We start from the raw sequence: 9,324 nt of genomic DNA on the forward strand, positions 1-9,324 counted from the left end.
CAATAAATGCCGTCAATATAGAAAAACTGAGTTTTTCCTGGGCGGGACAAAAGCCAACTCTGGATATTCCTGCCTGGCAGGTAAAACAGGGCGAAACGGTGCTGTTGCGCGGCCCCAGCGGTAGTGGAAAATCAACATTACTATCGCTGTTGGCCGGCATTAATACACCTGAACAGGGTCGGTTAGACCTGTTTGATACTGCATTTTCCAGTTTGTCCGGCAGACAACGAGACCGTTATCGTGCTGATAATATTGGCTATATATTTCAGCAATTTAATCTGTTGCCCTATTTATCCGCCTTAGACAACGCCTTACTCGCCTGTCAGTTCTCGCAAAAGCGCAGACAACGTTTAGCTGAGCAGGGAACATCGGCAGAAGCGACTGCATTGGAAATGCTAAAACGCTTAGGTTTATCCTCAGAACAAATTCAGCAACAGGCTCATACCCTCAGCGTTGGTCAGCAACAACGGGTAGCAGCTGCCAGAGCCTTACTGGGTGCACCTAAACTGCTGATAGCGGATGAACCAACCTCGGCACTGGATGCTGAGCACCGGGATACCTTTATCCAATTATTACTTGAGCTGAGTAGCCAGAATAACACCACGGTTATTTTTGTGACTCATGACGCCGCTTTGTCTTCTTATTTTGAAAAACACGTCGAGCTTAACGAACTTAATCGGGCGGGGGCTAAACCATGATCCGCCTTGCCCTGAAGAGCTTACTGAACCGACGCGCGAGCGTACTTTTAACTGTTATAGCGATTGCTGTCAGTGTCACCCTATTACTGGCAGTGGAGCGTGTCCGTGAACAGGTACAAAGTCATTTTGCTAATACGGTTTCTGGTACGGACTTAATTGTTGGCGCCAGAACCGGACAGACACAGTTGTTGCTGTCTTCTGTCTTTCATATTGGCAGCATGACCAACAACATGAGCTGGGAGAGCTTTGCCGAAATTAGTAGCCGCCCTGAAGTCAGTTGGGCCGTGCCAATTTCGCTGGGTGACAGTGTTCAGGGGTTGCCGGTTGTAGCCACAACCAATGCGTATTTTGAACACTTTAAATATGCTGATAAGCAGCCTTTAGCGTTTTCACAAGGCCAGCCTTTTGCCTCAGATGAAGACGTTGTATTAGGAGCTGACGCAGCCGAGAAGCTGTCAAAAGCCATTGGTGACGATATTATTATTGCCCACGGCAGTGGCGGCATTAGCTTTAGCGAACACGATGAGCATCCATTGACGGTTACTGGCGTCCTGCAACGGACAGGAACCCCGGTTGATCAAGCGGTGTTGGTAACCTTGCACAGCCTGGAGATGATTCACGGCGGTGGAACCGGGCACGACGAAGAGCATGACCAAAGCCACGAGCATCATAGCGAGGCCCGGGCTGAAAGTATCAGTGCCGCACTACTCGGCTTAAAGGCCAAGCCTTTGGCGTTGCGCTTACAACGTCAAATCAATACCTACGACAAAGAACCCTTAACTGCCCTGCTGCCGGGTATGACACTGCAGCAACTATGGAAAACCTTAAGAGTGTTCGAGCAGGCATTAACCGCCATCTCCGCTATGGTGGTACTGATTGGTCTTCTGGGTATGCTGACCATTATGCTTGCTAGCTTAAGGGAACGCCGTCGAGAAATGGCGGTCTTAAGAGCTGTGGGCGCAGGCCCCGGAACCATATTCGGCTTGTTACTTAGTGAAGCTCTGCTACTTACCGTGGTTGGTGCGTTCTCTGGCTTACTCCTGCTATATGGCCTGCAATGGTCGTTGGCCGGCGTTATTCAGTCGCAAACCGGGTTAATCTTCACCAGCTCCTGGCCCAGCATGAGTGAGTGGTGGCGCATAGCTCTCGTGATTACTGTCGGCTTTATGTTAAGTTTAATACCCGCATGGCGTGCGTATCGCCAATCTCTTGCAGATGGACTTACGGTGAAAATATGAAGAAGTTATTCGCGGTTGCACTTTTAATGCTAACCCTTCCCGCGTTCGCGGCTGCTGAAAAAATTGGCTGGAAAGATCTTATTCCTGAAGGGTTTACTCCACCTCCGGTAAAGCCTCAGTCATACTATGACGCGAACCCCGAAGAAGACCGGCAAACCAACCTGGATGCACCGGTAGTTGAAGCCCTGGACGGTAAGAAAGTGCGTATTCCCGGTTATGTTGTGCAACTGGAAGGGGACGCCGATAACGTCACTGAATTTTTACTGGTGCCTTATTTTGGCGCGTGCATTCATGTGCCGCCACCACCGCCCAACCAAATTATTCATGTTAAATACGCTGAGGGCGTTCCCTACGAAAACACTTATGATGCCGTTTGGATAGAAGGCACCATTAAGGTAGAACGCAAAGAAGGTGACCTTGCGGTTGTAGGCTACCAGATGGAAGCCGACAACGTAGAAGTCTATAACTAAGAGTAACTCATTTGCTTTTGTAACAAGCGGATCAACTGGTCAGCGGGCATTGGTTTAGCAAAGAAAAAACCTTGCCCCTCAGTGCACTCCAACCCTAAAAAGTAATCCAGTTGAGCTTGTTCTTCGATGCCTTCGGCCAGCACTTTTAAACCTAAACGGCGAGCCATATCGACAATAGTTTCTATGATGATCTTACCGCTTTTCTCGTCTGAATTATTGACGAAAGTTTTGTCTATTTTAATTCTATCTAGCGGCAGTTTTTGTAAGTAACTGAGCGATGAAAAGCCAACACCGAAGTCATCAATTGCTACCTGAATACCTTGCTGTTTCAAACGCCTTAACATATCGGCAACTAAATCAGGGTCTTCCATCACGATACTTTCTGTAATTTCTAACTCAATTCGATTCGGATCAATTCCCCACTGCTCTATTTGCTTTTCGACTAACTCGGGGAAGTCGCGCTTCCGAAATTGTGGTACTGAAACATTAACCGCAACCTGAAGCTGCGGCAGACCAATTTCATCAAAAGCATTAATTTGGCGACAAGCTTCTTCAATAACCCAAGAGCCAATTTCCACAATGAGCCCCGAGTACTCCGCTAACGGGATAAACTCTGCAGGAGAAATAAAAGAACCGTTGCTTTGAGGCCACCGTAAAAGCGCTTCTACACCTACAACTTTCTTTGTTCTCAGCTCAACTTGTGGCTGATACCAAACCTGCAATTTTCTATTGGCAAAATCGGCACGCAGCCGGCGGACCAGATGAAGACGACGCTGAGTCTCTTGTTCCATCGACGGTTCATAATAGTTATAGCGGTCAAAAGAGTTATTTTTTGCATTTTTCAAAGCAATATAAACTTGTTTCAACAACCCTTTGCCATTAACGTTCTCGGGGTTTCCTGCTGAAGCAAAACCACAGGTTACCCGCAACGGGATATAATGCTCTCCCGCTCTAAAAGGTAGGGCAAAAAGCTCGCTAAAAGCGCTAGGAGTGACAATATTCGCAGGACCGTAAATGCCGAATACATCGGCAGCAATACGCGAAACAAAGACTTTATCGCCAAGTTGGTCCGTGAGACGCAGAGCCACAGCTCGCAACAGTAAGTTACCCACATCCTGCCCTAATCCATCGTTAACATCAGAAAAGTGGTCGATGTCGATGACAGCGATCATTTTATCCTTATCCGACTTTTCAGACAGAGCTTGAAGACACCGTGTAAACTCGGCTCGATTAGGAATGCCGGTTAAAGGGTCAAGGTACGCTGCAGTCCGCAGTTCTTCGAATAAATTTGCATTCTCGAAGCCAACCGCAATATTGGCTAAAAAGACTTCCAGCAACTCCTGATCATACCCAGCTACAGCATTTTGGGTTTCTATGTAGGCAGCCGCCTGATGCGCCTGGCCATCAATAAAGAAGACCGTCGCGGTGTCTGTATGAATATGGCGCTGTTCACTCAGGCATTTTATGACATTTTTTTCTATTTCTTCAGAGTTAAGAGTGGATAAACTCTTATTAATACTATCGGCGAAGTGCCCGGCAGCTCCTAGTACCAGAATATCATTGTTTTTATGAGGCGCTCTGGCACCAACAATCCCTTCAGCGCGTAAGCCAAGCAAAGAAGCAATTTGTGTGACTACACCTTCAGAAAAGTTAACAATGGAATGTTTTTCCATTAAGTTGGAAGCCGAGTGAATGATTTTACGCAAACCACGACGATTTTCGTTAATGGTGCAAAGTTGCTGATACGAGCGAACAGCGGAAAATACAGTGGTTAAAAGACGGCTTCTTGTAAGTTCTGTTTTTGTCTTGTAGTCGTTAATATCATAATTTTTTACAACACTCTCTTCGGGAGCATAACCCGGTTGCCCTGTTCGCAGCACAATCCGAATCTCGTCATTGCCTAACTGCTCCCTAATGGCCTGAGCCACTTTTAAACCGGCGTCATCGGTTTCCATTACAACATCAAGCAATACCATGGCGATGTCGTCATGTTCTGTCAGGCGATCAAGCGCTTCACTACCACTATAAGCATGGAAGAACTCTAGCTGGCGGCCACTTATAATAACATCAGCAAGCGCCATTTTAGTGACCGCATGAATTTCCTGATCATCATCAACAATCAGAATTTTCCAGAAACCTTTACTGTACTCTGCCGGAGTAACTTCATCGTCGTCGTGAAGAAACAGCGGTTCATCTTGACTACTGACCATGCGTTGAGGCCATCCATCTATAAGAAATTACAAACATATAACAATTTAGCTTATATGCTGAACGACCTGCAAGCTTTGAATAGTCTAATTAATCGATTAAAAGTGAACTTCGACTCCAACAAATGGACCTTTAAAGGTCACATCTGAATAAATATTATCGACATCATCCAGCTCTATCACCGAGTGGCGATAACCTGCATTAAGGCTCACATCGACAGCTAAATTATCAACTAAACGATATTCGATACCAATTTGCGCATCCTGAACTTTACTGTCTTTCACGCTAAGTGCACTGGCATCAGCAAAGAAGGTCCAGTCGCTAGCGGGTATTCCCACTCGCGCTGCTGCATAGGCTGTAGGTACAACAACAGAAAATTCCTGGCGTCCAATAGTATCGCTACTGAGTACCCACAAACTGTCGTCGAAATCCATAGCATTGACGCCAATATCAAATGAGACTAAATCATTATCGAAAATTTCGTAGTAAAAAATGTAATCTCTATGACTAAAATCATTTTTCCCAGAGGTGCCGGTAACTTCTAAACTATTTTCCCGGACTTTAATATTTGGGATAAATGGAACCGGATGTTCCAGTGCAATGTAGTAACTGCTTTGGTTTTCATTCTCGAAATTTGGCTCTATTAAGTTAGAACCCAAAGCATACTCGCCTTCAGTATCGGCATTCCAGAATTGTCCGCCGGCATAAACACCAAAAACGGTATCAGCCAAAGCGCTGGCAGGAGCAACCGCTAACGCTACGGCTAACACTAATGTTTTTTTATACATAACTCTTCCTATTAGATGTCGGATTCTTTATTTCTTCACTAGAAATTGAATGGTTTGTTTGGCGCCTGATTCAAAATGTAAGGTCAGAGAAAAGTTCTCTTCAGCTTCAAGCGGAGATTTTAAGCCAAATAACATAAAGTGATATCCTCCTGGCTGAAACTTAATTGTTTCCCCAGGAGCAATAGACAGCGCTTTAACCTTTTCCATTCTCATTACATCGCCAGACATTGTGTGTCGATGTACTTCGGCTACTTTACTGACGTCTGAGCTAATGCGGGTAATTTCGACCGGGGCATCTTTCAGGTTTTCGAGTGTGGCGTAAGCCGCGCCATTTTCGGTTCCCGGGATAGTCGCACGAGCCCATGCGTCATCAACTTTTAATGTCTCGGCGGAGACTATAAGCGGTAACAAACTTAATACAGCAACTAGTGTTTTAAACATTGCCTAAGCCTTATTAGATTTAACTTAGGCTGTATATTACACGTGATTAGCCTGTTCTAGAAACCTTTGGTTTGCGAAATATAAAGTAAAGAACCAGGACGCAGAGAATCAGCGGCCAGAAAAAGCCGATTCCACTTAATATTAGGGCAATAAATGCTGCCCCAGCGCCTAAAAGCACGCTACCGAATATCGTGACTACCACGAAAAATACTAAACCAACAAAAAATAAGCTGATCAACAAAGTAACCGAGAACTCAATCACCGAGCCGAAAACCATTCCAAAAACTGAAAATATCTCTTCAGCGAAAAACGCTAAACCAATAACAGATAAAACTAATAACCAGCCAAAGCTACGATTCGACATGACAATAACTCCAATAGTGGGCAATTTTAACTATACTTACTTTTCTAATCCCGAATACAACTACTGTGCCAACTATTTATATTATATTTTTCAATAAGTTAGAAAATAACATTTCATCCTAAAATAAAAAAACCGCCAATTATTGGCGGTTTTTACTAATATCACTTCTGGAAAATGATTAAAACTTATATTCAACTTCCGAATAGAAGTAGCCACCGTTGAACCCGATAGGAGAGTTAGTATTTGGATACTTGAATATCGTATCAAATGCACTTTGTACTGGTTGTTCTTCCGGGTATTCGCTAAAGATGTTTTGGCCACCAATAACAAGACTCAACTGGTCAGAGAATGCGTATCTAACCGAAATATCCGTTATCCAATTCGGACCATACGACTCGTTAGCTTCTTCTGCGGTTTCGCCAGAATCGTAATCTCCAATAATATAAGTTCCAAAATAATTGAACCGTAAATCGGTTCTCCAATTACCTAAGGAATGAGTAAAGCCAATAGATCCGCTGTGATCAGGCGTAGAATCCGTCATACGTATTTTTTCATCATAATCAAACAATACCGACTCAATACCGTCAAATAATGGAGGCAGATTGATGGACTCTATTTCAGTATTGTTGAAGCCATACGCTAATTGTGCTTTTAACTCACCAAAATCATTTAAGTTAAATGTTTTGCTGGCAACAATATCCAAACCTTCCGTTTTTGTATCAACAGCATTAATAAAGAATTTGGCATTTTCGGCTGAAACAGTGCTCAGGGCGTTCGCTACTGCTGGTGAATCACTCGGGAATACTTGGTTCGATAAGATAATACGATCGTCAATATTAATCCGGAAATAGTCTAAAGTAATTGCCAAACCGTCATAACCATTCCAAACGATGCCGGCACTGACACTTTCAGATTCTTCCGGCTCAAGATCAGGGATATTCAAAGCCTCCGTAACCGGACTCAGAGAATTAAACGTTCCAGACTGTTGCAGAACCGTTTCACCATCAACATCTACGGCAAATGTTGATATATTAGTAAAATAAAGTTGCTGCACACTCGGAGCTCTGAAGCCGGTATTTAATGCCCCACGTACGGCGATTCGGTCAGTAATGTCATAACGACCGGAGACTTTCCAGCTGGTATTATTGCCAAAATCCGAATAGTCTTCGTGACGTACGGCAGCTCCCCACATAAAGTCTGTCGTCAACTGGTTTTCAATCTCCAGGTAAACTCCGACATTATCACGACTCTGGTTGACTTCCGCATCGGGTTTAAAGCCTGTATAGCCCTGACTTCCGCCCGGACGACCTTCGTAACCTCCGTCCATATAAGACGCTTCGTCACCTGCTTTTATTTCGTAAGTGTTATCTCTGTAACTAACGCCAAATGCTATTGATAAATCAGAGTTATTAACAAACGGAACGAAGCGTTGGGCATCGAATGTGAGACTAGCTTCCTCGTTTTTTAGTGTGCCCGCCTCAAAGGAGGTTGGCGTCAGTTCTGGACCTAGAGATGCGTTTAGAGAGTTCTTAACGTTGTATTGAAATTTACTACGCCCATAGCCACCGCTAAAATCTAGAGTCCACTCTCCGATATACCATTCATAACCAGCGTATGCAGAGTAATCCTTAACGTCAGGAGCTAAAATAGGCAAAAAACCATCTGGATAAATTTCAGTAAGCGTATTATTTTGAATTGCCCTTCTATAAAACGCACCAGATTCTGATTTACGGTCGCTCATACCGCCAAAAGCATACAGACGTCCTTCACCTAAAGTCATATCGAAATTAGCAAATAAAGAGGCATTCTTATATTCAGCTTGGCCAATATGAAAGCTCTGTCTATCAAAAGTTTCTTCTCTCGGATCATCGCTACCGTCTGGAAGTGATGGATATTGTTGACGAGTATCAGGTCCCGCTCTATTGGTACGGTTTTTATGATGAAGCTCGCCAGAAATGGTCAAAGCTCCGTCTTCACCAACGGCAAAACCAGTACTGGCGGATGCACGCCACTGTTCACCATCGCCTTTGTGTGTTTGTCCAAGCTGTAAACTGGCACTACCACCCTGTGCGTTATCTTTTAGAACGATATTAATAACCCCAGCTATGGCATCTGAACCGTATAAAGCGGCGGCACCGTCCCGTAAAACTTCAATACGCTTGATTGCCACCATAGGTATTGCGTTCAAATCGACATTTGAGCTACCACGACCCGTTGTTCCATTAAGGTGAACCAGAGCAGAACTATGACGTCGCTTGCCATTTATAAGAACCAGCGTATGGTCCGGCGATAAACCTCTTAAAGAGGCAGGTTTAACCGCGTCACTACCGTCGGTAATCGACGATGAAGGAAAGTTAAAGCTCGGCACTGCATACTGTAAAGCTTTTGCTGTATCTGTCATGCCTGTAGCTGCTAAGTCGTCAGCGCTGATTATATCTACCGGTGCAGCACCGTCTGTTGCGGTTCGCATTGATAAGCGGGACCCTACAACCTGAATCACTTCTTCGACATTGTTAGCTTCCGAGTCTTGTTGCGCTGAAGCAACTGGCGTTATGAAAAATGAACTTGCTAAGGCAAGTGTAATTGCATTAAAACGTTTCATACTGCTCTCCCTAATAATTATTACAGGGAATATAGCAGTAAATTGGGAGTTTGGTTCAGTCTGGAAAGCAATTAGGTATAAGCAAAAGTTATAGCAGCCTGATACTCTGGGCTCGGCAGAGCTGGCCGAGGAACAGACATAAAAAAACCCCAGCCGGTTGGGCTGGGGTTCTCTATTTGTAGTCTGGCGGTGACCTACTCTCGCATGGGGAGACCCCACACTACCATCGGCGCTGGTGTGTTTCACTTCTGAGTTCGGAATGGATTCAGGTGGTGCCACACCGCTATGGCCGCCAGACATAAACTGTCACAACATGTAAAAACTGACTGCTTTTTAAGTAAAAGCCACTCTGTTGAATTCACTATCTCACCTGATGTGAACATCAGGCTATTTATTCGGTAAAGTCGCTCGCTTGTGCGTAACGCTCCAAACACCTTGGGTGTTGTATGGTTAAGTCTCACGGGCAATTAGTACGGGTTAGCTCAACGCATTACTACGCTTCCACACCCCGCCTA

The 9,324-nt window shown here is 44.7% G+C and carries 8 protein-coding genes and 1 rRNA gene; 3 read left to right on the forward strand and 6 right to left on the reverse strand.

The window, feature by feature from the left end:
• Nucleotides 1–2: 2 nt before the first annotated feature.
• From Q5L94_RS05890 to Q5L94_RS05900, 3 genes are read left to right on the forward strand one after another with little or no spacing between them, the layout of a single operon-like run.
• Nucleotides 3–698, forward strand: a complete 696-nt coding sequence (locus tag Q5L94_RS05890) for an ABC transporter ATP-binding protein (protein WP_317497532.1) — start codon at nt 3–5, stop codon at nt 696–698.
• Nucleotides 695–1,936, forward strand: a complete 1,242-nt coding sequence (locus tag Q5L94_RS05895) for an ABC transporter permease (RefSeq protein WP_317497509.1) — start codon at nt 695–697, stop codon at nt 1,934–1,936. The genes Q5L94_RS05890 and Q5L94_RS05895 overlap by 4 nt, the downstream gene beginning before the upstream one ends.
• The gene (locus tag Q5L94_RS05900) at nt 1,933–2,406 is read left to right on the forward strand and encodes a DUF3299 domain-containing protein (RefSeq protein ID WP_317497510.1); all 474 of its coding nucleotides are present in this window, start codon (nt 1,933–1,935) and stop codon (nt 2,404–2,406) included. Before Q5L94_RS05895 ends, Q5L94_RS05900 begins: the two co-directional genes overlap by 4 nt.
• Here Q5L94_RS05900 and Q5L94_RS05905 read toward each other — a convergent pair.
• The 6 genes from Q5L94_RS05905 to rrf form a co-directional block, all read right to left on the reverse strand.
• On the reverse strand, nt 2,403–4,616 hold the full coding sequence (locus Q5L94_RS05905; RefSeq protein ID WP_317497511.1) for an EAL domain-containing protein: 2,214 nt from the start codon (nt 4,614–4,616) through the stop codon (nt 2,403–2,405). The two genes, Q5L94_RS05900 and Q5L94_RS05905, sit on opposite strands and share 4 nt — an antisense overlap.
• A gap of 96 nt (nt 4,617–4,712) precedes the next feature.
• Complete coding sequence (locus Q5L94_RS05910) at nt 4,713–5,402, reverse strand: TIGR04219 family outer membrane beta-barrel protein (protein ID WP_317497513.1); 690 nt, start codon at nt 5,400–5,402, stop codon at nt 4,713–4,715.
• 27 nt (nt 5,403–5,429) lie between these two features.
• The gene (locus Q5L94_RS05915) at nt 5,430–5,843 is read right to left on the reverse strand and encodes a copper chaperone PCu(A)C (protein ID WP_317497514.1); all 414 of its coding nucleotides are present in this window, start codon (nt 5,841–5,843) and stop codon (nt 5,430–5,432) included.
• A gap of 46 nt (nt 5,844–5,889) precedes the next feature.
• Nucleotides 5,890–6,207: a hypothetical protein gene (locus Q5L94_RS05920; RefSeq protein ID WP_317497515.1), complete on the reverse strand. Its 318-nt coding sequence runs from the start codon at nt 6,205–6,207 to the stop codon at nt 5,890–5,892.
• 178 nt (nt 6,208–6,385) lie between these two features.
• Entirely contained in the window at nt 6,386–8,809 is a 2,424-nt protein-coding gene (locus Q5L94_RS05925) for a TonB-dependent receptor (protein ID WP_317497516.1), read from the reverse strand.
• Nucleotides 8,810–8,990: 181 nt separating this feature from the next.
• A 5S ribosomal RNA gene (gene rrf / locus Q5L94_RS05930) occupies nt 8,991–9,106 on the reverse strand.
• Between the last annotated feature and the right edge of the window lie 218 nt (nt 9,107–9,324).

This window comes from Idiomarina sp. Sol25 (assembly GCF_033052775.1).
Taxonomy (GTDB): Bacteria; Pseudomonadota; Gammaproteobacteria; order Enterobacterales; family Alteromonadaceae; genus Idiomarina.

Excerpts from the sequence above, each read along its gene's own strand:
- Q5L94_RS05895 (WP_317497509.1), top strand. The coding sequence starts at position 695 with ATGATCCGCCTTGCCCTGAAGAGCTTACTGAACCGACGCGCGAGCGTA.
- Q5L94_RS05900 (WP_317497510.1), top strand. The coding sequence starts at position 1,933 with ATGAAGAAGTTATTCGCGGTTGCACTTTTAATGCTAACCCTTCCCGCG.
- Q5L94_RS05905 (WP_317497511.1), bottom strand. The coding sequence starts at position 4,616 with ATGGTCAGTAGTCAAGATGAACCGCTGTTTCTTCACGACGACGATGAA.
- Q5L94_RS05910 (WP_317497513.1), bottom strand. The coding sequence starts at position 5,402 with ATGTATAAAAAAACATTAGTGTTAGCCGTAGCGTTAGCGGTTGCTCCT.
- Q5L94_RS05915 (WP_317497514.1), bottom strand. The coding sequence starts at position 5,843 with ATGTTTAAAACACTAGTTGCTGTATTAAGTTTGTTACCGCTTATAGTC.
- Q5L94_RS05920 (WP_317497515.1), bottom strand. The coding sequence starts at position 6,207 with ATGTCGAATCGTAGCTTTGGCTGGTTATTAGTTTTATCTGTTATTGGT.
- Q5L94_RS05925 (WP_317497516.1), bottom strand. The coding sequence starts at position 8,809 with ATGAAACGTTTTAATGCAATTACACTTGCCTTAGCAAGTTCATTTTTC.